This is a genomic window from Streptomyces sp. NPDC002004 (assembly GCF_053593975.1).
Map to the genome: position 1 here is coordinate 487,865 of NZ_JBSFDP010000003.1, position 21,660 is coordinate 509,524.

Consider the following 21,660-nt stretch of genomic DNA (forward strand, 5'->3'; position numbering starts at 1 on the left):
GTCCCGCTCCGCACACCCCGTTTCGTTCCCGAGGTAGACACACCATGACCCAGCCGCCGCAACCGCCGCAGCCGCCCAACGAGCCCCCGCAGGGAGGTTTCGGCGCGCCCCAGGACCAGCCGCCCGGCGGTTTCGGCGCCCCGCAGCCGCCGCAGACGCCCCCGCCCGGCCAGCCGCCGCAGACGCCCCCGCCGGGTCAGACGCCCCCGCCTCCCGGGCCGGGTTACGGCTACCCGCAGGCGCCCCCGCAGACCCCGCCCCCGGCGCAGCCGCCCTACGGCTATCCGCAGCAGGGGGCGCCCGGTCAGCCGCCCTACGGCTACCCGCAGCAGGGCGCGCCCGGTCAGCCGCCCACCGTGCCCGCCGGCCAGCCGCCCACCATGCCCGCCGGGCCCGGTTACGGCTATCCGCAGCAGCAGCAGCCGCAGTACGGCGCGTACCCGCCGCCCACGGTTCCGATGCAGACCCAGGGCAGCGGCGGGGGTTCGAAGTTCGGCAACCCGATCGTGCTGATCGTCGGCGTGGCCGTCCTGGTCATCGCCCTGATCGTCGGCGGAGGCGTCTGGTACGCGTCCTCCTCGGGCGGCGACGACCCGAACGTCAGCTCGGGCGGTGCCACCGGCGGCGGGGGCAAGGACAAGAAGGGCGGCGGCGACGACAAGGCGGCGGAAGCCACCGAGAAGGCGCCCGCGAACCCGAGCGCCAAGGTGCTGTTCCAGCTGCCGGCCCCGGCCGTGCCCAAGGACCACATTGACAGCGTCAAGGGTTCCTGGCTCACCGACACGGTGTACGCCAAGGCCGGCCTGTACAAGGTCGTCGGCTACGACCCGGACTCCGGCAGCACGAAGTGGACGCTGCCGCTGCCCGGCGAGACCTGCGGGTACTCCCGCGAGATCACCAAGGACGGCCTGTCGGCGGTGATCAGCGAGGGAGCCAAGCGCAACGCCAAGGGCGACCACCAGTTCTGCAGCGAGGTCACGGTGTTCAACGTCAACACCGGTGCCAAGGTGTGGACCAAGAGCATCGACGCCGACCAGCAGGTCAAGTTCGAAGAGGTCACCATCACCGGCAACACCGTCGCCGCGGGCTCGGGCCTGACCGGTGGTGCCGCGTTCGACCTGAAGACCGGCAAGGTGCTGTGGCAGCCGAAGGCGGGCAACTGCCAGGACGTCGGCTACGCGGGCGGGGAACAGCTCGTCGCGGTCCGCAAGTGCGGCAACTTCGACGACGAGAAGTACGAGGTACAGCTGCTCGACCCCACCGACGGCAAGGTCAAGTGGAGCTACAAGCTGCCCGCCGGGATCGACAACGCCAAGATCCTCTCCACCAAGCCGGTCGTCTTCGGTGTCGACTCGGGCGAGGTCACCGCGACCGGTGTGACGGACGTCTTCTCGCTCGACGACAGCGGCAAGCTGCGGATCAAGATCACGCTGGGGGACGGCAAGTACGACGGCGACTGCGAGGTCGGCCATGTGTGGGACTGCAAGGGCATGGTCGTCGGCAACGACAAGCTCTACGTCGCCACGAAGGAGCACGACGGCTCCGGCGGAGGCCTGAACCAGACCAACGAGATCGTGTCCTTCTCGCTGGCCACCGGCAAGACCACCGGCGACCGTGTCGACGCGGGCGACGACTACACGATCTTCCCGGTCCGGATGGACGGCGGGAACGTGATCGCGTACAAGGACGGCCCGTACGACAAGGGCAGCCAGATCGTGTCGGTCGACGGTTCCACGACGAAGGCCACCAAGCTGCTGGAGACCCCGGCGACGGAGTCCGTGCAGGACGCGGTCAGCAGCATGGTGCCCGACTCGGCCGAACTGCTGTACCACGACGGCCGGTTGTTCTTCGGCAAGGATCTGATCAGCAAGCCGTACTCGGCGGACGAGAAGGAGTACACGGTCCTCGGTTTCGGTGCCGCTCGGTAGCGGCGGAACCACGGAGCGCACGCCCCACGGCCCCGGTCGACGCCCTCGGCGCGTCGACCGGGGCTGTGGCGCGTTTCGGGAGCTTCCGTGTAGCTTCCGGGGGATGAGGGCCGGGGGGCTCGGGATCCATCGGGGATCCATGGGGGGAAGCTGGGGGTTGCTCGATGGGTGTGCGGCTCATGGTGGTCGACGACCACCGATTGCTCGCCGAGGCGCTGGCCTCGGCGTTGAAGCTGCGCGGGCACCGGGTGCTCGCCGCGGCCGCGCCGGCCGCGGGCGCGGCGGAGCTGGTGATCAGCAGGGCGCCGGAGGTGTGCCTGCTCGGCACCGCGACGCCCGCCGGGCCGGGTGCGTTCGACCCGGTGGTGCGGATCAAGCGGGAGCGGCCGCAGGTCGCCGTCGTCGTGCTCGGTCCGGTGCCGAGCCCGCGGGGGATCGCCGCGGCCTTCGCCGCGGGTGCCTCCGGGTACGTACGGCACGACGAGCGGATCGAAGGGGTCGAGCGGGCCATCATGAAGGCGCGGGCGGGAGAGGCCGCGGTGGCGCCGCAGTTGCTCCAGGGCGCGTTCGGCGAGCTGCTCAACCCGGCCGCCCAGCCGGACGACGAGGGGCAGCGGCTGCTCCAGATGCTCACGCCCCGCGAGGTGGAGGTGCTGGTCCGCGTCGCCGACGGCGAGGACACCCGGGTGATCGCGGCCGGGATGGGGATCGCGCCCAGCACGGCGCGTACGCATGTGCAGCGGGTGCTGATGAAGCTGGGCGTCGGCTCACGGCTGGAGGCGGCGGCGCTCGCGGCCCGCACGGGTCTGCTCGACCGTGCGGGCCGCGGGGGGCTCCTCGGGCGGGCTCCGGATCAGGCGCCCGAGGTCACTGAGCGTCCTGGTCCTGCGGGACCGGCGGAGCCGTAGGCCGCAGCTTCAGCCACACCAGGAAGAACAGGCCGAGGGCGAGCATGCCCAGGCCGGTCCACAGGTTGATGTTGATGCCCTGGGCCTTGCGGAGGTCCGCGTCGGAGGCCGTGAACCCGGCGATCGTCACGATCACTCCGTAGATCACGAACAGGCCGCCGATGATGCGGCGTATGTCGAAGAGACGGGCGGCGGTCTCGGACTTGCTCTGCAGGTCGGAGACCTCGCGCTGCAACTGGGACATGGTCTTCGGGCTCCGATCGGCTCAGAAGGAGTACGGGACGTAGCAGGCGACGGCCAGCGCGATGGCGCCCCAGCCGAGCAGGGCCGGCTTGCGGTACCAGGCGCTGTCGCCCTCGGCCGGCGGTTCCGTCATGCCCGGCGACCTCGTTCCCCAGACCAGACCGGCGAGTTCGGCCTCCGGCCTGGGCTCGGTGAACAGGGTGACCACGACCATCACGAGCGCGCCCGCCGCGAAACCGACGATCGCGGAGACGAAGTTGGCGCCCTGGTCGGTGGGGATGGAGATGATGCCCTGCTTGTAGATGACGAAGTAGTTCACCATCGCCGCGGCCGTACCCGCGATCAGGCCCCAGAAGCCCGACTTCATCGATGCGCGCTTCCAGAACATGCCGATGACGAAGACGACGAACATCGGCACGTTGAAGAAGCTGAACAGTGTCTGCAGGTAGCTCATGATGTTGGAGAAGGACGAGGCGAGGAACGCCGTGCCGATCGATGCCAGCACGCCGATCGCCGTGATGAGGCGCCCGAAGCGCAGGTAGTAGGCGTCGTCGCGGTCCTTGGCGACGTACTTCGCCCAGATGTCCGTGGTGAAGACGGTGTTGAAGGACGAGACGTTCGCCGCCATGCCCGCCATGAAGGCGGCGAGCAGTCCGGTCACGGCGATGCCGAGCACGCCGTTCGGCAGCAGCTCCTGCATCAGGTAGGGGATCGCGTCGTTGTACGTCAGGTCCGAGCCGGCGGTGCCGATCTTCGGCACCAGCACGGCGGCGACCAGACCCGGGATCATCACCAGGAAGACGATGAACATCTTCGGGAACGCGGCGATGAGCGGGGTGCGCTGCGCGGCGCTGAGGTTCTTCGCGGACAGGGCGCGCTGCACCTCGGCGAAGTTGGTGGTCCAGTAGCCGAAGGAGAGCACGAAGCCGAGGCCGAGGACGATCGTCAGCCAGTTGGCACCCAGCGGGTTGGCGTCACCTATGCCCGTACCGCCCCATGCGGTGAGGAAGTTGTGGCCGTGGCTGTGCTCCAGGGAGCCGGTCAGACCGTCCCAGCCACCGGCCTTCTTCAGGCCGAGAATCACGATGGGGATGAGCGCGGCGAGGATCACGAAGAACTGGAGCACCTCGTTGTAGATCGCCGAGGACAGTCCGCCCACCGTGATGTACGCGAGGACGAAGAAGCCCGCGACGACGATCGCCACCCACTGCGGCCAGCCGAGCAGCGCCTCGACGACGATCGCGAGGGCGTACAGGTTCACACCCGCGATGAGGACCGCGGCGAACGCGAACAGGATCGAGCTGAGCAGATGGGCGGACCTGTCGAAGCGCTGGAGCAGGAACTCCGGCACGGAGCGCACCTTGGAGCCGTAGTAGAACGGCATCATCACCAGGCCCAGGAAGACCATGGCCGGGATGGCACCGATCCAGTACCAGTGGACGACCGCGACGCCGTACTGCGCGCCGGTCGCCGCCATGCCCAGGATCTCCGTCGCGCCCAGGTTGGCCGCGACGAACGCGAGGCCGGTGACCCAGGCGGGCAGTGAGCGGCCCGACAGGAAGAAGTCGAGGCTGGTCCGCACGCTGCGCCGGGCGGCGAATCCGATGCCCAGGACGACCGCGAAGTAGATCGCCAGGATCGTGTAGTCGAGCCCGTTCGTGGGGAGCCGGAGCCCGGCGGCCAGCTGCGGCCCGTCGGCCAGGTCCAGGTAGTGCATGGGATCTCGCTTCGTCGCGGGAACGGAACGGACCGGAACCTACGCCTCTCGGTAAGAGAAATGAACAGTTGTGTTGATGTTTTTTGTTTGATTGTGAGCCACTGCACATCCGGGGATTCTCGTGCGGCGCTGTTGACGGTAGGTGTTGAGTTACGGTTTGTTGTGTTCGTTAATGTTGGGTGGGTTGGTGAGGAGCCCCAGACGTGAAGAAGACCTCGACCCGGCTCGCCGACGGTCGTGAGCTCGTCTACTACGACCTGCGCGACGACGCCGTCCGTGACGCGGCCGACCGGCGGCCCCTCGCGCCCACGCGCACCACCTCGGAGATCCGCCACGACCGGCTCCTCGGCGACGCCGTCGCCATCGCCTCGCACCGGCAGGGCCGCACCTACCACCCGCCGGCAGACGAGTGCCCGCTGTGCCCGTCGGACGGGGACCGGCTGAGCGAGATCCCCGATTCCCGGTACGACGTCGTGGTCTTCGAGAACCGCTTCCCCTCCCTCGTCGGCGACTCCGGCCGCTGCGAGGTGGTCTGCTTCACCTCCGACCACGACGCGTCCTTCGCCGACCTCACCGAGGAACAGGCCGGGCTCGTCCTGGAGGCCTGGACCGACCGCACGGCCGAGCTGTCCCAGCTGCCCGGCGTCCGCCAGGTGTTCTGCTTCGAGAACCGCGGCGCCGAGATCGGCGTGACCCTCGGCCATCCGCACGGCCAGATCTACGGCTACCCCTTCGTCACACCGCGGACCGCCCTGATGCTGCGCTCGCTCGCCGAGCACCGGCGGCGCACCGGGCGGAACCTCTTCGACGACGTCGTCGCCGACGAGCTGGCCGACGGGCGCCGGGTCGTGCTGGAGAGCGCGCACTGGGTCGCCTTCGTGCCGTATGCGGCGCACTGGCCGTACGAGGTGCACCTGTACCCCCGGCGCCGGGTGCCCGATCTGCTCGGCCTGGACGAGGCGGCACGCACAGAGTTCTCCCAGGTCTATCTGGAACTCTTGAGGCGCTTCGACCGGATCTTCGACGCGATGGAGGGAGGGGAGGAGGCCGCCGGCCGGCCGCCGACGCCGTACATCTCCGCCTGGCACCAGGCGCCCTTCGGGCACGAAGGCGTGCCGGACGGCGGGGAGGACGGCGCACCCGGGCGGGACGACTTCGCCGTGCACCTCGAGCTTTTCACCATCCGACGCACTTCCGGCAAGCTGAAGTTTCTCGCGGGTTCCGAGTCCGGCATGAATGTGTTCATCAACGACGTGCCGCCGGAAGCCGCGGCCGAGCGACTGCGAGAGGTAGCGAGTTCATGAGCGGGAAGTACCTGGTCACCGGCGGTGCGGGCTACGTCGGAAGCGTCGTTGCGGCGCATCTGCTGGAGGCCGGTCATGAGGTGACCGTCCTCGACAACCTCTCCACCGGCTTCCCCGAGGGGGTCCCGGCGGGCGCCGCCTTCATCGAGGGCGACATCCGCGACGCCGCCAAATGGCTGGACTCCTCGTACGACGCGGTCCTCCACTTCGCCGCCTTCTCGCAGGTCGGCGAGTCCGTCGCGAAGCCCGAGAAGTACTGGGACAACAACGTCGGCGGGACCATGGCGCTGCTCGCCGCGATGCGCGACGCGGACGTCCGCACGCTGGTCTTCTCCTCCACGGCCGCGACGTACGGCGAGCCGGTCGGCACCCCGATCACCGAGTCCGACCCGACGGCCCCGACCTCTCCCTACGGCGCGTCCAAGCTCGCCGTCGACCACATGATCTCCGGCGAGGCGGCGGCGCACGGCCTCGGCGCGGTGTCGCTGCGGTACTTCAACGTCGCGGGCGCCTACGGCGAGTACGGCGAGCGGCACGACCCCGAGTCCCACCTCATTCCGCTCGTCCTCCAGGTCGCCCAGGGCCGCCGCGAGGCCATCTCCGTCTTCGGCGACGACTACCCGACCCCGGACGGCACCTGCATCCGCGACTACATCCACGTGGCCGACCTGGCCGAGGCCCATCTCCTCGCGCTGGACGCCGCCACCCCCGGCGAGCACCTGATCTGCAACCTCGGCAACGGCAACGGCTTCTCCGTGCGCGAGGTCGTCGAGACGGTGCGCCGGGTCACCGGGCACCCCGTTCCCGAGGTCATGGCGCCGCGCCGGGCCGGCGATCCCGCGGTCCTGGTCGCCTCGGCCGCCACCGCCCGCGAGCGCCTCGGCTGGAACCCCACGCGCGCGGACCTCGACGGCATCGTCGCGGACGCCTGGGCCTTCGCGCAGGGCCGGCAGAAGTAGTAGTACAAAACCTCGGAAGTAGGAGAGAATGGACGTCCGCGAGGGGTACGAGGAGCTGTACGGGGCCGCGCCGGACGGTGTCTGGGCGGCCCCCGGCCGAGTCAACCTGATCGGCGAGTACACGGACTTCAACGAGGGCTTCGTGATGCCGCTCGCGCTGCCGCACACCGCGGTCGCCGCGGTCTCCCGGCGCGCCGACGGCGTGCTGCGCCTGCACTCCGCGGACATCGGGGAGCCGGTCGTCGAACTGCGCGTCGAGGAGCTGGTCCCGCGCTCGGCGCCGGCCGGGAGCTGGGCGGCGTACCCCGCCGGTGTGGTCTGGGCCCTGCGCGCCGCCGGGCACACGGAGGTGACCGGCGCGGACATTCATCTGGCCTCGACGGTGCCGACCGGCGCGGGCCTGTCCTCGTCGGCGGCGCTCGAAGTGGTGACCGCGCTCGCCCTCGACGACCTCTACGGGCTGAGCCTGTCCCGGCCCGAGCTGGCCCGGCTCGCCCAGCGCGCCGAGAACGAGTTCGTCGGCGTGCCCTGCGGCGTCATGGACCAGACGGCGTCGGCCTGCTGCACCGAGGGCCATGTCCTCCATCTCGACTGCCGCGATCTGTCGGTCCGGCAGGTGCCCTTCGACCTTCCCGCCGAAGGCCTCGCGCTCCTCGTCGTCGACACCCGCGTCCAGCACGCCCTCGGGGACGGCGCCTATGCGGAGCGGCGCGCGGGGTGCGAGGAGGGCGCACGGCAGCTCGGTGTCCCGCATCTGCGCGACCTTCCGTACGACGCGCTTCCGGACGCCCTCTCACGCCTGACGGACGACCGGATCCGCCGCTATGTGCGCCACGTCGTGTCGGACGACCACCGCGTGGGCCGGGTCGCCGCGCTCCTGGACGCGGGCGACGTACGCGGTATCGGCCCGGTCCTCACCGAGGGGCACGCCTCGCTCCGCGACGACCTGCGGATCTCCTGCCCGGAGCTGGACACCGTCGTGACGGCGGCGAACGCGGCCGGCGCGCTCGGCGCACGGATGACGGGCGGTGGTTTCGGCGGCTCCGCGATCGTCCTGGTCGAGGCTGCGGACACGGAGACGGTCACCAAGTCGGTGCGGGAGGCCTTCGCGACGGCCGGGTTCCCGGCACCGCGGGTGTTTCCGGCGGTGCCGTCGGCGGGGGCGCGGCGGATCGCCTGAGCGGCGGCCGTGTGCCGGGGCCGGTCAACCCGCCGGGATGCGGGCCCGATTCGCCGGGCCGGCCGGGACGCGCCCTCAGGCCAGGGGCTTGGCCAGGATGTACTCGGTGACCCCCGGCGGATAGTCGGGGACCGTGCCCACCACGGCGTACCCCTGCTTCCGGTAGAACTCCGGTGCCTGGAAGTCCCAGGTCTCCAGGCGCGCGCCGACGCATCCGCGCTCCTCGCGCGCGATGCGCTCCGCGTCCGCGAGCAGCCGTGCGCCGAGGCCCGCGCCGCGGTGCCGGCCGTCCACCCACAGGTGGTCCACGTGCAGCCAGCCCGCCCAGGTGTACGCGTCGAGACCGCCCGCCAGTACGCCGCCCCCGTCCAAGGCCCAGACCTGGAGCGGGAATTCCTCTCCGGCCGGGGTGCCGCGCAGGGAGCGCAGGACCGGCGAGGCCTCGGTGTTGGTGTCCCTCAGCCGTGACCGGAGCAGTTCACGTCGTTCGTTGTCGACTTCCGCCTCAAAGCGAAACATGCGGCTCACGATAAACACGCTGGCCAAACAGATCCTGCAATTTGCCTTCCGCTCCTGGCCCCTGGCCCTACTCTGAGGACAGCACCGGTGGGGGCCGGTGCCGATCAGGGGGCGAGACAGTCGGGTACGACGCCCGAAGTGGGGGGTAGCAGTTCCGGCACGGCGGCGGCCGTGCGGACGCGGCGACCCGTTTCCGGACCATTGCGGCCCGGGGACTCCGTTTCGGGCGCCGTACCCGTACCGGTCGTCCCCCGACTATGGGGTATCCCCTGCTCCTGAAGAGCATTGGGGAAGGGGTCTATGTGGTTCGCATCCGAGTTCTGGTCGTCGACGACCACCGCATCTTCGCCGAGTCGCTGGCCGCGGCACTGGCCGCCGAGCCGGACGTCGAGGTGTCGGCCGCCGGGAGCGGCCCGGCCGCACTGCGCTGTCTGGAGCGCGCGGCCGCGGACGGGCGCCGGTTCGACGTGCTGCTGGTCGACGCCGACCTGGGCGTCGGAGCGGGCGCGGCACCGGGCATCCGGCCCGCCGCCGTCCCCGTGCCGGACGGTCAGGCGGACCGGCACGTCGACGGGATCTCGCTGGTGACGGGCGTGCGGACCGCGCAGCCCGGTGTGCGGACCGTGGTGCTGGCCGAGCGGGACGACCCGCGGCGCGCCGCGCTCGCCCTGCAGGCCGGTGCGTCCGGCTGGGTCGCCAAGGACTGCTCGCTGTCCCGGCTGCTCAGTGTCATCCGCGGCGTCCTCAAGGACGAGACCCATCTGCCGCCCGCGCTGCTCACCGGCGTCCTGCGCGAGCTGACCGCGGCCCGCAAGCACCGCACCGAGAGCGAGCGCCTGGTGGAGTCGCTGACCCCGCGCGAGCGGGAGGTGCTCCGCTGCATGGTCGCGGGCCTGGGCCGCAAGGCCGTGGCCGAACGGCTCTTCCTCTCCCCGCACACGGTCCGCACCCATATGCAGAACGTGCTGGGGAAGCTCGGGGTGCACTCGACCCTGGCGGCGGTGGCCCTGGCGCGGCGCGCCGGGGTGGGCCCGGCGGACCTGGAGGCCGCGTCGTAGGCAGGGCTCCCGCGGTCCGGGCTCGGCCGGGGATGCTGTCGGCGGGGCCCGGTCAGGGGTGCTGCCGACGCGGCCCACTCAGGGATGCCGTCGAGCGCGGCCCCGTCAGGGGTGCTGCCGAGCGGGGCTCAGCCGGGGATGTTGTCGAACGGCGCCGTCAGCTGGCGCAGCAGATCGGCCAGTTCACCCCGCTGGACCCGCGACAGCTCCGAGAGGATGGCCCGCTCCTGGTCGAGCAGTCCGGCGAGCGCCTGGTCCGCCCGGTCGCGGCCCTCGTCCGTGAGCCGCACCAGTACACCGCGCCGGTCGCTCGGATCGGGCAGCCGCTCCACCAGGCCCTTCTTGGCGAGCCGGTCGATGCGGTTGGTCATGGTGCCGGAGGTGACGAGGGTCTGCGTCAGCAACTGGCCGGGCGAGAGCTGATACGGGGAGCCGGCGCGCCGGAGCGAGGTCAGAACGTCGAACTCCCACGGCTCCAGCTGGTGCTCGGAGAACGCGATACGGCGGGCACGGTCGAGGTGCCGGGCCAGCCTGCTCACCCGGCTCAGGACCTCGAGCGGTTCCACGTCGAGGTCCGGGCGCTCCCGGCGCCATGCTGCGACCAGCCGATCGACCTCGTCCTCCATGACGATCAGTGTAGAGGGTCTGTCGACATGAAGTCTCTTGACGTCAAGATATCCTTGGGTCAAGGATGATCCGGACAGTGCTCCGGCGCGCGTCGCAGGGTGCGTGTCCGGGGGAGAGCTCCGCCGTTCCGCGAGGAGGCTTCGCCATGCCCGCTGCAACGCCGACCTGGGACCCGCGTCAGTACCTTCGTCACGCCGGTCACCGCACCCGCCCCTTCCTCGATCTGCTCGCCCGGCTGCCGGAGCCGCCCGCGCGCGGCCGCCCGCCCCGGATCGCCGACCTCGGCTGCGGGGCGGGCAATGTCACGGTGCTGCTCGCCGAGCGCTGGCCGGACGCCCGTATCACCGGCCTCGACAACTCGCCGGAGATGCTCGACAAGGCCCGCCGGGACCACGCGGGCCCGACGGCGGGCGGCGGCGGCCTCGACTTCGCCCACGCCGACGCCGCGACCTGGGTGCCGGACCCGGCCGACCCGTACGACCTGATCGTCTCGAACGCCACGCTCCAGTGGGTACCGGGCCACGTGGACCTCTTCGCCGGCTGGATCGGCTCACTGCCCCCCGGCGGGGCCTTCGCCTTCCAGGTCCCCGGCAACTTCGACGCGCCGAGCCATGTCCTGATGCGCGACCTGGCCGGGTCGCCCGCCTGGCGGGACCGCCTCTCCGGGGTGCTCCGCCACGGGGACGCGGTGCTCACGCCCGCCGCGTACCTGGAGCGCCTGACGGCCCTGGGATGCGAGGCGGACGTCTGGGAGACGACGTATCTGCACCTGCTGGAGGGCGAGGACGCGGTGCTCGACTGGGTGAAGGGCACGGGCCTGCGTCCCGTCCTCACCGCGCTCGCCGACGATCCGCGGGCCCGGGACGCCTTCGTCGCCGAGTACCGCGACCTGCTGCGCAGGGCGTATCCGGCGACCCCGCAGGGCACGGTCTTCCCCTTCCGCCGGATCTTCGCCGTGGCCCGTAAGGAGGGCGCGTGATGCTGACCGCCGTGGATCACGTCCAGCTCGCGGCTCCGCCCGGCTCGGAGGACGTCCTGCGCGGGTACTACGTCGATGTCCTCGGTATGGAGGAGATCCCCAAGCCTCCGGTGCTCGCGGCGCGCGGCGGCTGCTGGTTCCGGGCGGGAGCGGTACAGCTGCACCTCGGGACCGAGACGGGCTTCCGCCCGGCGAAGAAGGCTCACCCGGGGCTGCGGGTCACGGGAATCGAGGCCTACGCGGCACGGCTCGTGGCGCGCGGCGCGGCGGTGACCTGGGACGACAACCTGCCCGGGCACCGGCGCTTCTACTCGGAGGACCCGGTGGGCAACCGGCTGGAGTTCCTGGAGCCGGTCACAGCTGCTTGAGCGCGTCCGGGGTGATGTCGATGTCGATGTCGTACGGCACGCGGATCTTGAGCTGATCGTGATGGCTGCCGGTCAGCTCGTACTCCTTGGTCACGGGGTCGAGCTCGTAGACCCGGACCACGGGGTGCTGGTCCGCACCGGCGGTCTCGACCAGCCAGAAGTGGGGAATGCGGGCGGCGGCGTACTTGTGGGGCTTCGTGTCGTGGTCGCGCGCCTCCGAGTCCGGGGAGACGACCTCGACCGCGAGCAGTACGTCCGCGGCTTCGAAGCGGGTCTGTTCCAGATCCCTCGCCGCTTCGGCGCGTACGACGGAGACATCCGGCTCGGGGCCGTTCCTCCGGTCCAGTAGGACCGTCATTTCACGCTCGACCTTGAGGCCGCTCGGAACGGTGCGACGTAGGCCGTTGACCAGAAGGTCGATCATCTTGCTGTGGAAACGCCGCTGCGGACTCACGAAAACCAGGCTCCCGTCGATCAGCTCGGTGTGCGGCGGGAGGTCGGGCAGCGTGAACAGGTCGTCCACGGTGTATCCGTCCTGGGGCGGCATCGGCCAGCGGCCACCAGGCTCCGGGTCGCGGCCCGGCCCGGTGTCCTGCGCAGCGATCGGCTCGGCGGTCATGATTCCTCCCATGGACGGGATTCTTCGGCCTGCCCGTCCACGGTAGCGGCCGGATCCCGATCACGTCATCACAAAGAGTGACGAGTCGCGCGGCATGGTGAGGGGCCTGCAGGGTCAGTTCTTGCGGTGGCCTATCAGCCGGGGCTTCTGCTCCAGGCCGTCCAGGCCGTGCCAGGCAAGATTGACCAGGTGGGCCGCCACCTCCGCCTTCTTGGGGCGACGGACGTCGAGCCACCACTGGCCGGTGAGGGCGACCATGCCGACCAGGGCCTGGGCGTACAGCGGGGCCAGCTTCGGGTCGAAGCCGCGGCTCTTGAACTCGCGGCCGAGGATGTCCTCGACCTGGGTGGCGATGTCCGAGATGAGCGAGGCGAACGAACCCGTCGACTGCGGGATGGGCGAGTCGCGGACCAGGATGCGGAAGCCGTCCGTGTACTCCTCGATGTAGTCGAGGAGGGCGAAGGCCGCCTGCTCGAGGAGCTCGCGGGGGTGGCCGGCGGTCAGCGAGCCGGTCACGCCGTCCAGCAGGCGGCGCATCTCGCGGTCCACCACGACCGCGTACAGCCCCTCCTTGCCCCCGAAGTGCTCGTACACCACCGGCTTGGAGACGCCGGCCTTGGCCGCGATCTCCTCCACCGAGGTGCCCTCGAAGCCCTTCGCGGCGAAGAGGGTGCGACCGATCTCCAGCAACTGCTGGCGGCGCTCGGCGCCGGTCATCCGGGTGCGGCGGGTCCGCCGCGGTTTCTCGTTGCTCGGGGTGCTGGAGTCGGTCGCCACGTCCCCCATCATGCCGGTTCGGTGGTCCGAGCCCCGCGCCGGGACGACGTTCCGTCCGTATCACGGCGCGCGTCGATGCGGGACTTCGAGGGCCAGCGCACGTCGTAGGCCCAGCCCAGCTGCTCGCACCAGCGGATGATGCGCGCCGACGAGTCGAGCTGGCCGCGCATCACGCCGTGCCGGGCCGACGTCGGATCGGCGTGGTGGAGGTTGTGCCAGGACTCGCCGCAGGACAGGACGGCCAGCCACCAGACGTTGCCGGAGCGGTCCCGGGACTTGAAGGGGCGCTTGCCGACCGCGTGGCAGATGGAGTTGATCGACCACGTGACGTGGTGCAGCAGGGCCACCCGGACCAGCGAGCCCCAGAAGAAGCCCGTGAAGGCGCCCCACCACGACATGGTCACCAGGCCGCCGATCAGGGCCGGCAGCAGCAGCGAGAGCGCCGTCCAGAGGACGAACTGCCGGGATACCGCCCGCAGGGCCGGGTCCTTGATCAGGTCCGGGGCGTACTTCTCCTGCGGGGTCTGCTCCTCGTCGAACATCCATCCGATATGAGCCCACCACAGGCCCTTCATCAGGGCCGGGACCGTCTCGCCGTAGCGCCAGGGCGAGTGGGGGTCGCCCTCCGCGTCCGAGAACTTGTGGTGCTTGCGATGGTCGGCCACCCAGCGGACCAGGGGGCCCTCCACCGCCATCGAGCCGGCGATGGCGAGCGCGATGCGCAGCGGGCGCTTCGCCTTGAAGGAGCCGTGCGTGAAGTAGCGGTGGAACCCGATCGTGATTCCGTGGCAGCCCAGGTAGTAGAAGAACACCATGAGGCCGAGGTCCAGCCAGCTCACGCCCCAGCCCCAGGCCAGCGGCACCGCCGCGACCAGGGCGAGGAAGGGTACTGCGATGAACAGCAGCAGGGTGAGTTGCTCGACGGACCCTTTCTTCTCGCCGCCGAGGGTGGCCGAGGGTAGTTCCGTGCCGGACGACGACTGCGGGGCGTCGTCGATCACATCGCTCGTGGTCATGGGCGTCCCCTGTGGGATCGAGGGTATGGGGGTGGGTGAGGCTCGTGGCCGTCCAGCCGTGCCTACGGTTCCGTAACCTACGGCGTCGTAAGTATGGCAGTGCGGAGCCGCGCGGCAAGAGCCCCGCGGCCGCCCGCCCGTCGCGCCACCTATCCTTGGACTCGGTCGGACAGCGTGGTCCGCTGTGTTCTCTGCCCGGGGCCGGCCGCCGTCACCCACGTCGTGACCAGGATCCGGACCCGGGTACCCCTCCAGAAGTGCCCACCCGTCTCCCTCTCCACTGTTACGGGAGACGCTGCGCGCCGCACCTTCTCTTCACTGCAAGGAGCCGCACCTGTGAGCAGTGCCGACGACCACAGCCGCGAGGCCACGACCGCGAACGCGGAGCTGCGAGCCGACATCCGCCGACTGGGTGATCTGCTCGGTGAGACCCTGGTCCGCCAGGAGGGACCCGAGCTGCTGGAGCTGGTGGAGAAGGTCCGCCGGCTGACCCGCGAGGACGGGGAGGCCGCCGCCAGGCTGCTGGGCGGGACGGAGCTGGAGACCGCCGCGAAGCTCGTACGCGCGTTCTCCACGTACTTCCATCTCGCGAATGTGACCGAGCAGGTGCACCGCGGCCGCGAGCTGCGGGCCAGGCGGGCCGCCGAGGGCGGACTGCTCGCCCGGACCGCGGACCGCCTCAAGGACGCCGACCCCGAGCACGTGAGGGCCACCGTCCAGCATCTGAACGTTCGCCCGGTTTTCACGGCCCACCCGACCGAGGCCGCGCGCCGGTCCGTGCTGAACAAGCTGCGGCGTGTCGCGGAACTCCTGGACACGCCCGTCATCGAGTCCGACCGGCGCCGCCACGACACACGGCTCGCCGAGAACATCGACCTCGTATGGCAGACGGACGAGCTCCGCGTCGTGCGCCCGGAGCCCGCGGACGAGGCCCGCAACGCCATCTACTACCTCGACGAGCTGCACACCGAGGCCGTCGGGGACGTCCTCGAGGACCTGACGGTCGAACTGGAGCGGGTCGGGGTCAAGCTCCCGGACGACACCCGTCCGCTGACCTTCGGCACCTGGATCGGCGGTGACCGCGACGGCAACCCGAACGTGACGCCCGAGGTCACCTGGGACGTGCTGATCCTCCAGCACGAGCACGGCATCAACGACGCGCTCGACATGATCGACGAGCTGCGCGGGCTGCTCTCCAACTCCATCCGCTACACGGGCGCCACCGAGGAGCTGCTGACCTCCCTCCAGGCCGACCTGGAGCGGCTGCCCGAGATCAGCCCCCGCTACAAGCGCCTCAACGCGGAGGAGCCCTACCGCCTCAAGGCCACCTGCGTACGGCAGAAGCTCGTGAACACCAAGGAGCGCCTGGCCAGGGGCACCGCGCACGAGCCCGGCCGCGACTACCTCGGCACGGCCGAGCTGCTGCACGACCTGTCCCTCATCCAGACCTCGCTGCGCGCGCACCGCTGCGGCCTCGTGGCCGACGGCCGGATGAACCGGACGATCCGTACGCTCGCCGCCTTCGGCCTCCAGCTCGCCACCATGGACGTGCGCGAACACGCGGACGCCCATCACCACGCGCTCGGCCAGCTCTTCGACCGGCTCGGCGAGGAGACCTGGCGGTATGCGGACATGCCGCGCGACTACCGCGCCAAGCTGCTCGCCAAGGAGCTGCGCTCGCGCCGCCCGCTCGCCCCGACCCCGGCACCGCTGGACGCGGCGGGCGCGAAGACCCTCGGCGTCTTCGAGACCGTCAAGCGGGCCCTGAAGGTCTTCGGGCCCGAGGTGATCGAGTCGTACATCATCTCGATGTGCCAGGGCGCGGACGACGTGTTCGCGGCGGCCGTGCTGGCGCGCGAGGCGGGCCTGATCGACCTGCACGCGGGCTGGGCGAAGATCGGCATCGTGCCGCTGCTGGAGACGACGGACGAGCTGCGCGCCGCGGACGTCATCCTCGACGAGATGCTGGCCGACCCCTCGTACCGCCGTCTGGTCGCGCTCCGGGGCGACGTCCAGGAAGTGATGCTCGGCTACTCCGACTCGTCGAAGTTCGGCGGCATCACGACGAGCCAGTGGGAGATCCACCGCGCCCAGCGCCGGCTGCGTGACGTCGCCCACCGCTACGGCGTACGCCTGCGCCTGTTCCACGGCCGCGGCGGCACCGTCGGCCGGGGCGGCGGCCCCACCCACGACGCGATCCTCGCGCAGCCGTGGGGCACCCTGGACGGCGAGATCAAGGTGACCGAGCAGGGCGAGGTCATCTCCGACAAGTACCTCATCCCGTCGCTGGCCCGGGAGAACCTGGAGCTGACGGTCGCCGCCACGCTCCAGGCGTCCGCGCTGCACACCGCGCCCCGGCAGAGCGACGAGGCGCTGGCGCGCTGGGACGCGGCGATGGACATCGTCTCGGACGCCGCCCACGGGGCCTACCGGCGCCTGGTCGAGGACCCGGACCTGCCCGCGTACTTCTTCGCCTCCACCCCCGTCGACCAGCTCGCCGACCTGCACCTCGGGTCCCGGCCCTCGCGCCGCCCCGACTCCGGGGCCGGGCTCGACGGACTGCGGGCGATCCCGTGGGTGTTCGGCTGGACGCAGTCGCGGCAGATCGTGCCGGGCTGGTTCGGCGTCGGCTCGGGCCTGAAGGCGCTGCGCGAGGCGGGACTCGACTCCGTCCTCGACGAGATGCGCGAGCAGTGGCACTTCTTCCGCAACTTCGTCTCCAACGTCGAGATGACGCTAGCGAAGACCGATCTGCGGATCGCCCGCCACTACGTCGACACGCTGGTCCCGGAGGACCTCAAGCACATCTTCGCGACCATCGAGGCGGAGCACGAGCTGACGGTGCGTGAGGTGCTGCGTGTGACGGGCGGCGAACGGCTCCTGGACACGAACCCGGTGCTCCAGCAGACCTTCGCGATCCGCGACGCCTATCTCGACCCGATCTCCTACCTCCAGGTCACGCTGCTCAAGCGGCAGCGGGACGCGGCGGAGGCCGACGCCACTCCCGACCCGCTGCTGTCCCGCGCACTGCTGCTGACGGTGAACGGCGTGGCGGCGGGCCTGCGCAACACGGGCTGACCCGGCGGACGGCGGTGCCCCCGTGCTCGTACGAAGAGCACGGGGGCACCGCCGTGTCGTGACACCGCCGTGTCCGCTCCCGCGGCGGCTACTGCTGCCCGGAGGCCTTGCGGCGGCGGAACACCAGGTAGCCGCCGGCCGCGACCAGGGCGGCGGCGGCCGCGGACAGCAGCCCGACGGGCGCGCCGTTGCCGGTCTCGGCGAGGTCACCGCCCTGGGCGGACGGGGACGCCGACGGCGTCGCGGAACCGGTGGGGGAGGGCGCGGCGGACGTCGGCGCGGTGCCGCCGGGAGCGGACGAGCCGGGCGCCGCCGTCGGGGTCGCCGATGCGGACGGGGCCGCGGAGGCCGAGGGCTTGCCGCCGCCCTGGCCGGTCTCCTCGCAGTCGGTCCAGAAGACCTTGTGCTTGGCGCGGCCGTGTTCGCCGTCGAAGGTCCAGAACAGCTTGTAGTGACCGTCGGGCAGGGTCATGTTCTGCGTCCGGCCGTGGCCTTCGGCGTCCAGTACGAGCGAACCCGACTTCACGGTCCCGCCCTTGACATGGGCGGTCGGAGCCCAGGCCTCGATGTGCCACGCGACCTGCTGGCCGCCGTCGAAGCCGAACGCGTCGAGGTAGAAGGCGCACACATGGGGCTCGTTCTTGCGGAGCTCCTCGCCGGTACCGGCGTCGTGGATCTTCACGGTGCCGTTGTCGCCGGGAGGGGTGGCGTGTGCGGAGGGGGCGAACACCAGGGCGGCGGCGACGGCGGCCGTGAGCGCGCTGGCGGGGATGAGGGGGCGCATGGGCAGTCCAACGGGGGGAGAGGGATGCCGTGGGGGGCGGCTCAGCTTCCCGACTGGTCAGGTGCCGGTCAAGATGCGAGCCATCACATAGATGCCGTACGGGAGCCCTCGTCCCAATGGTCCTGGATAACAATCAGGTGAATGAGCCGTTCCGCAACGGCGGCCGAGTGTCCGGCCACCGGCCGGGGCACGTGGGCGGACCGGGTGTCCCGGTCGTCTGCCGGGGCACAGGGGCGGGCCGGGTGTCCTGCCCCGGCGGCGTCACAGGGTCACGAAGGCCGCCGTCACCAGGGCCAGGCCGCTGAGGGCCAGTGCCCATGCGGTGCGGCGGGCCCGGAGGCCGCCCGCCACGACGACCGATGCGAGGAGGAGTCCGCCGCCGAGGGGGACCCAGGCGCGCAGCAGACCGGAGAACCCGGTGCGGACGGCGTCCGTGGTGCCGGGCTTGAGGGCCACCGCGATGTGCTCGCCCTTGTGCGCGCCGACCGCCTCGACCGCCTGGTCGAGCGACACCCGGTCGCGGGGCTGGGAGCCCGGAGACGCCGGGTCGTAGGGACCCGTGCACCGGTTGTCCGAGCATCGGGTCACCGTCATCGTGCCGCGCTCGCGGCCCTTGGTGAACATCACGTGCTGCGCGGTGCCCCAGGAGGCCCAGACCCCGGCGATCAGCAGCAGCGCGGCGACGCCGCCCATCGCCACCCGCTGCCCGAGCAGCAGCAGCCCGAACGCGCTCTCACCCGCCCTGCGAGTACGGCTGCGCTTGACCCGGGCGGGGCGTGGTGCGGGACGGGAGGAGGTGCGTCGGACGGATCCGGTGCGTGTCGTGGCCGGCATGGCACGCGATCCTTGGCCATGGGCATACGCCGGGTCAAGGCGGGCCGGGGTGTGCACGGGGCGCGGAGGCCCGGCACGCGTCTCCGTTCGCGGCTCACCACCGCCCGTCCCGGTGGTCGCGGACGCCTGCGGCCGTGAAGCCGGACGCTCCGGCCCGGGGCCGGACGCGGCCGGGCCGGGGCCGGACGCGGCCGGGCCGGGGAGGCGGATCCGCCGCGCTGCTCAGGAGTTGTACGCGCTCTGCGCCCGCTCCAGGCCCTCCGTGATCAGGCACTCCACGGAGTCCGCCGCGCGGTCCACGAAGAAGTCGAGCTCCTTGCGCTCGGTCGACGAGAAGTCCTTGAGCACGAAGTCCGCGACCTGCATCCGGCCCGGCGGACGCCCGATGCCGAACCGCACGCGGTGGTAGTCCGAACCCATCGCCTTCGTCATCGACTTGAGGCCGTTGTGGCCGTTGTCACCGCCGCCGAGCTTCAGCCGCAGCGTGCCGTAGTCGATGTCGAGCTCGTCGTGGATCGCGACGATGTGCGCGGCCGGCACCTTGTAGAAGTCGCGCAGCGCATTGACCGGGCCGCCCGACAGGTTCATGTACGAGGTGGGCTTGGCCAGCACCACACGGCGGCTCGCCGGCCCAGGGGCGCCGATCCGCCCCTCGACGACCTGCGCCTGTGCCTTGCCGCTGCGCTTGAACGTGCCGCCCACCCGCTCCGCGAGCAGGTCGGCCACCATGAAGCCCACGTTGTGGCGGTTCATGGCGTAACCCGGTCCGGGGTTTCCGAGGCCGACGATCAGCCAGGGGGCGTTCGAGGCGTCGGTCGTCATCTGCATGTCTCCTTGATACGCGACAGCCGCCGCTCCGGAGAGCGACGGCTGACGGCTGTGGCTGTCGCCGGATCAGGCCTCGGCCGTCTCCTCGGCCTCCTCGGCGCCCTCCTCCGGGGCCTCCTCGGCCTGGGCGGCCAGCACCTGGAGGACGACCGCGTCCTCCTCGACGGCCAGGGTGGTGCCCTTCGGGAGCGTGATGTCCTTGGCAAGGACGGAGGCGCCGGCCTCCAGGCCCTCGACGGACACGGTGACGGCCTCGGGGATGTGCGTGGCCTCGGCCTCGACCGGAAGCGCGTTCAGCACGTGCTCGAGCAGGTTGCCGCCCGGGGCCAGCTCGCCCTCGGTGTGGACCGGGACCTCGACCGTGACCTTCTCGCCGCGCTTGACCAGCAGCAGGTCGACGTGCTCCAGGAAGCCCTTCAGCGGGTCGCGCTGCACGGACTTCGGGATGGCCAGCTCCGACTTGCCCTCGATGTCGAGGGAGATCAGAACGTTCGGCGTGCGCAGCGCGAGCAGCAGCGCGTGACCCGGGAGGGTCAGGTGGACCGGCTCGGTGCCGTGACCGTACAGAACGCCGGGAACCTTGCTGTCGCGGCGGATACGGCGCGCGGCACCCTTGCCGAACTCGGTACGGGTCTGCGCGGTGATCTTCACCTCGGACATGTGCACTCCTCGTAGTGATCGAGACGATGGGTTCCCCCCTGCTCGAAGAGCTGGGGAGGTCACCCGGCCACACGACTGGCCTGCTACGAAGAGCGCGTCGATAACGGACCGCCGCACCGAACGGTGCGGCCTCCCTCGCCGAGCAACTTCGACAGTCTACTCAGCGGGGAGGCCGCAACTGAAATCGATCTCCGGTGGAGCCGTGGAGCTCGTGGAGCCGTGGAGGCCCGAGGCCTACTGCTCGTCGAACAGGCTCGTGACGGAGCCGTCCTCGAAGACCTCGCGCACCGCGCTGGCGATCGTCGGCGCGATCGACAGCACGGTGATCTTGTCGAGCTCCAGCTCGCCGGGCGTGGGCAGGGTGTTCGTGAAGACGAACTCGCTGACCTTCGAGTTCTTCAGGCGGTCGGCCGCCGGGCCGGAGAGCACGCCGTGGGTGGCCGTCACGATGACGTCCTCGGCGCCGTGCGCGAACAGGGCGTCCGCGGCGGCGCAGATGGTGCCACCGGTGTCGATCATGTCGTCGACGAGGACGCAGACGCGGCCCTTCACGTCGCCGACCACCTCGTGGACGGTGACCTGGTTGGCGACGTCCTTGTCGCGGCGCTTGTGCACGATGGCCAGCGGAGCGCCGAGCCGGTCGCACCAGCGGTCGGCGACGCGCACCCGGCCGGCGTCGGGGGAGACGACGGTGAGCTTGGCGCGGTCGACCTTGCTGCCGACGTAGTCCGCGAGCATCTGGAGGGCGAAGAGGTGGTCCACCGGGCCGTCGAAGAAGCCCTGGATCTGGTCGGTGTGCAGGTCGACCGTGAGGATGCGGTCGGCGCCCGCGGTCTTCATGAGGTCGGCGACCAGACGGGCGGAGATCGGCTCGCGGCCGCGGTGCTTCTTGTCCTGGCGGGCGTAGCCGTAGAACGGCACGATCACCGTGATGGAACGCGCCGACGCCCGCTTCAGGGCGTCGATCATGATCAGCTGCTCCATGATCCACTTGTTGATCGGAGCGGTGTGGCTCTGGATCAGGAAGCAGTCGGCACCGCGCGCCGACTCCTGGTAGCGGACGTAGATCTCACCGTTGGCGAAATCGAATGCCTTGGTCGGCACAATGCCGACCCCCAACTGATGGGCGACCTCCTCGGCCAACTCGGGGTGGGCGCGGCCGGAGAAGAGCATCAGCTTCTTCTCGCCGGTCGTCTTGATCCCGGTCACAGCACTGTCTCCTCGACGTGTTCTCAGCTGCTGCACCCGCTCGCGTCCCTCAGCGACGAGCCAGC

At 71.0% G+C, this 21,660-nt stretch carries 21 protein-coding genes; 9 read left to right on the plus strand and 12 right to left on the minus strand.

The genetic code is table 11. From position 1 onward, the window contains the following. Window positions 1-44: 44 nt before the first annotated feature. Window positions 45-1,928, plus strand: coding sequence for an outer membrane protein assembly factor BamB family protein (locus ACWCP6_RS08175; RefSeq protein ID WP_450931541.1), 1,884 nt, complete (start codon window positions 45-47; stop codon window positions 1,926-1,928). 164 nt (window positions 1,929-2,092) lie between these two features. Next, window positions 2,093-2,836: a helix-turn-helix transcriptional regulator gene (locus ACWCP6_RS08180; RefSeq protein ID WP_450931542.1), complete on the plus strand. Its 744-nt coding sequence runs from the start codon at window positions 2,093-2,095 to the stop codon at window positions 2,834-2,836. Here the strand turns inward: ACWCP6_RS08180 and ACWCP6_RS08185 are convergent. Beyond that, window positions 2,796-3,080 (minus strand): hypothetical protein, encoded by a 285-nt coding sequence (locus ACWCP6_RS08185; RefSeq protein WP_450931543.1) that lies wholly within the window; start codon window positions 3,078-3,080, stop codon window positions 2,796-2,798. The two genes, ACWCP6_RS08180 and ACWCP6_RS08185, sit on opposite strands and share 41 nt — an antisense overlap. A 21-nt stretch (window positions 3,081-3,101) precedes the next feature. Continuing rightward, on the minus strand, window positions 3,102-4,796 hold the full coding sequence (locus ACWCP6_RS08190; RefSeq protein ID WP_450931544.1) for a sodium:solute symporter family protein: 1,695 nt from the start codon (window positions 4,794-4,796) through the stop codon (window positions 3,102-3,104). Window positions 4,797-4,999: 203 nt separating this feature from the next. Here ACWCP6_RS08190 and galT point away from each other — a divergent pair, with 203 nt between their 5' ends. From galT to galK, 3 genes are read left to right on the plus strand one after another with little or no spacing between them, the layout of a single operon-like run. After that, window positions 5,000-6,100, plus strand: a complete 1,101-nt coding sequence (gene galT / locus ACWCP6_RS08195) for a galactose-1-phosphate uridylyltransferase (protein ID WP_450931545.1) — start codon at window positions 5,000-5,002, stop codon at window positions 6,098-6,100. Next, on the plus strand, window positions 6,097-7,059 hold the full coding sequence (gene galE / locus ACWCP6_RS08200; protein ID WP_450931546.1) for a UDP-glucose 4-epimerase GalE: 963 nt from the start codon (window positions 6,097-6,099) through the stop codon (window positions 7,057-7,059). Before galT ends, galE begins: the two co-directional genes overlap by 4 nt. Before the next feature lie 28 nt (window positions 7,060-7,087). Continuing rightward, window positions 7,088-8,239, plus strand: coding sequence for a galactokinase (galK, locus tag ACWCP6_RS08205; RefSeq protein WP_450931547.1), 1,152 nt, complete (start codon window positions 7,088-7,090; stop codon window positions 8,237-8,239). 75 nt (window positions 8,240-8,314) lie between these two features. Here the strand turns inward: galK and ACWCP6_RS08210 are convergent, their stop codons facing one another. After that, the gene (locus ACWCP6_RS08210; RefSeq protein WP_450931548.1) at window positions 8,315-8,758 is read right to left on the minus strand and encodes a GNAT family N-acetyltransferase; all 444 of its coding nucleotides are present in this window, start codon (window positions 8,756-8,758) and stop codon (window positions 8,315-8,317) included. 302 nt (window positions 8,759-9,060) lie between these two features. Here ACWCP6_RS08210 and ACWCP6_RS08215 point away from each other — a divergent pair, with 302 nt between their 5' ends. Next, window positions 9,061-9,816 carry a LuxR C-terminal-related transcriptional regulator gene (locus tag ACWCP6_RS08215; protein WP_450931549.1) on the plus strand — a complete coding sequence of 252 codons (756 nt, stop codon included), beginning with the start codon at window positions 9,061-9,063 and terminating at the stop codon, window positions 9,814-9,816. 128 nt (window positions 9,817-9,944) lie between these two features. Here the strand turns inward: ACWCP6_RS08215 and ACWCP6_RS08220 are convergent, their stop codons facing one another. Then, window positions 9,945-10,442 carry a MarR family winged helix-turn-helix transcriptional regulator gene (locus tag ACWCP6_RS08220; RefSeq protein ID WP_450931550.1) on the minus strand — a complete coding sequence of 166 codons (498 nt, stop codon included), beginning with the start codon at window positions 10,440-10,442 and terminating at the stop codon, window positions 9,945-9,947. Between the two features lie 146 nt (window positions 10,443-10,588). On the opposite strand from ACWCP6_RS08220, the gene ACWCP6_RS08225 reads away from it, so the two are divergent. Beyond that, window positions 10,589-11,422 (plus strand): trans-aconitate 2-methyltransferase, encoded by an 834-nt coding sequence (locus tag ACWCP6_RS08225; RefSeq protein ID WP_450931551.1) that lies wholly within the window; start codon window positions 10,589-10,591, stop codon window positions 11,420-11,422. Beyond that, complete coding sequence (locus ACWCP6_RS08230) at window positions 11,422-11,790, plus strand: VOC family protein (RefSeq protein WP_450931552.1); 369 nt, start codon at window positions 11,422-11,424, stop codon at window positions 11,788-11,790. Before ACWCP6_RS08225 ends, ACWCP6_RS08230 begins: the two co-directional genes overlap by 1 nt. Here the strand turns inward: ACWCP6_RS08230 and ACWCP6_RS08235 are convergent. From ACWCP6_RS08235 to ACWCP6_RS08245, 3 genes are all read right to left on the minus strand, one after another. After that, the gene (locus tag ACWCP6_RS08235) at window positions 11,777-12,409 is read right to left on the minus strand and encodes a Uma2 family endonuclease (protein ID WP_450931590.1); all 633 of its coding nucleotides are present in this window, start codon (window positions 12,407-12,409) and stop codon (window positions 11,777-11,779) included. The two genes, ACWCP6_RS08230 and ACWCP6_RS08235, sit on opposite strands and share 14 nt — an antisense overlap. A 114-nt stretch (window positions 12,410-12,523) precedes the next feature. Continuing rightward, the gene (locus tag ACWCP6_RS08240; RefSeq protein WP_450931553.1) at window positions 12,524-13,198 is read right to left on the minus strand and encodes a TetR family transcriptional regulator; all 675 of its coding nucleotides are present in this window, start codon (window positions 13,196-13,198) and stop codon (window positions 12,524-12,526) included. After that, a complete protein-coding gene (locus tag ACWCP6_RS08245) occupies window positions 13,195-14,202 on the minus strand; it encodes an acyl-CoA desaturase (RefSeq protein WP_450931554.1) in 1,008 nt (335 codons plus the stop codon). The genes ACWCP6_RS08240 and ACWCP6_RS08245 overlap by 4 nt, the downstream gene beginning before the upstream one ends. A gap of 336 nt (window positions 14,203-14,538) precedes the next feature. On the opposite strand from ACWCP6_RS08245, the gene ppc reads away from it, so the two are divergent. Next, on the plus strand, window positions 14,539-17,280 hold the full coding sequence (gene ppc, locus ACWCP6_RS08250) for a phosphoenolpyruvate carboxylase (protein ID WP_450931555.1): 2,742 nt from the start codon (window positions 14,539-14,541) through the stop codon (window positions 17,278-17,280). Between the two features lie 88 nt (window positions 17,281-17,368). Here ppc and ACWCP6_RS08255 read toward each other — a convergent pair whose 3' ends face one another. The 5 genes from ACWCP6_RS08255 to ACWCP6_RS08275 form a co-directional block, all read right to left on the minus strand. Continuing rightward, window positions 17,369-18,064 (minus strand): LPXTG cell wall anchor domain-containing protein, encoded by a 696-nt coding sequence (locus tag ACWCP6_RS08255; RefSeq protein WP_450931556.1) that lies wholly within the window; start codon window positions 18,062-18,064, stop codon window positions 17,369-17,371. Window positions 18,065-18,325: 261 nt separating this feature from the next. Then, window positions 18,326-18,898 (minus strand): hypothetical protein, encoded by a 573-nt coding sequence (locus tag ACWCP6_RS08260; RefSeq protein ID WP_450931557.1) that lies wholly within the window; start codon window positions 18,896-18,898, stop codon window positions 18,326-18,328. Window positions 18,899-19,120: 222 nt separating this feature from the next. Next, window positions 19,121-19,726 carry an aminoacyl-tRNA hydrolase gene (gene pth, locus ACWCP6_RS08265; protein WP_450931558.1) on the minus strand — a complete coding sequence of 202 codons (606 nt, stop codon included), beginning with the start codon at window positions 19,724-19,726 and terminating at the stop codon, window positions 19,121-19,123. Window positions 19,727-19,792: 66 nt separating this feature from the next. After that, complete coding sequence (locus ACWCP6_RS08270) at window positions 19,793-20,386, minus strand: 50S ribosomal protein L25/general stress protein Ctc (protein ID WP_450931559.1); 594 nt, start codon at window positions 20,384-20,386, stop codon at window positions 19,793-19,795. Between the two features lie 234 nt (window positions 20,387-20,620). Continuing rightward, on the minus strand, window positions 20,621-21,595 hold the full coding sequence (locus ACWCP6_RS08275; protein WP_450931560.1) for a ribose-phosphate diphosphokinase: 975 nt from the start codon (window positions 21,593-21,595) through the stop codon (window positions 20,621-20,623). Window positions 21,596-21,660 lie beyond the last annotated feature (65 nt).